The organism is Colwellia sp. MB3u-4 (genome assembly GCF_014077065.1).
Classification (GTDB): Bacteria; Pseudomonadota; Gammaproteobacteria; order Enterobacterales; family Alteromonadaceae; genus Cognaticolwellia.
The window spans coordinates 1-530 of sequence record NZ_JACGVE010000014.1 but is presented as its reverse complement, the minus strand read 5'-3'; the positions used below and the strand labels follow the sequence as shown (position 1 = coordinate 530).

Here is a 530-nt window from a genome sequence, read left to right as displayed (position 1 = left end):
GCGATATTCCTATTAACAACAGCTTGGTATTTATAATTTACAAACAACAGCGCGACACCGTGTTCATCATATAAATACCGGTATTTATATCAGCTTTCCAGATTGTTAAAGAATTAGTCTTTCACGCACATTCGGTGAGGACTTGGTTTAAAAAACCAAACTTAACTTATCAACTTTTGATAGTTTAAGTTTGGTCTCTTTCTTTAGTGAAGAAGTGGTGGAGCTAAGCAGGATCGAACTGCTGACCTCCTGCGTGCAAGGCAGGCGCTCTCCCAGCTGAGCTATAGCCCCGCAATGGGAAACACACTTTAAGCTAAAACGAAACGCAGATTTACGTCATTTGCAAGGCGGAAGGATGCGAAGTGTAGGTTTTCTACACGAGTATCATTCCAACGCAGCAAGTGGCGTAAATTGGTAGGTCTGGGCAGACTTGAACTGCCGACCTCACCCTTATCAGGGGTGCGCTCTAACCAGCTGAGCTACAGACCTATCTCTCTTTCAAGATTTTACGTCCGAAGCTAGCGTGTTTG

General features: G+C 44.0%; 2 tRNA genes. Both read right to left on the bottom strand.

Going from position 1 to position 530, the window contains the following annotated elements:
* Positions 1-215: 215 nt before the first annotated feature.
* Positions 216-291: transfer RNA gene (locus tag H4J61_RS00060), tRNA-Ala, on the bottom strand.
* Between the two features lie 121 nt (positions 292-412).
* A tRNA-Ile gene (locus tag H4J61_RS00055) sits at positions 413-489 on the bottom strand.
* Positions 490-530 lie beyond the last annotated feature (41 nt).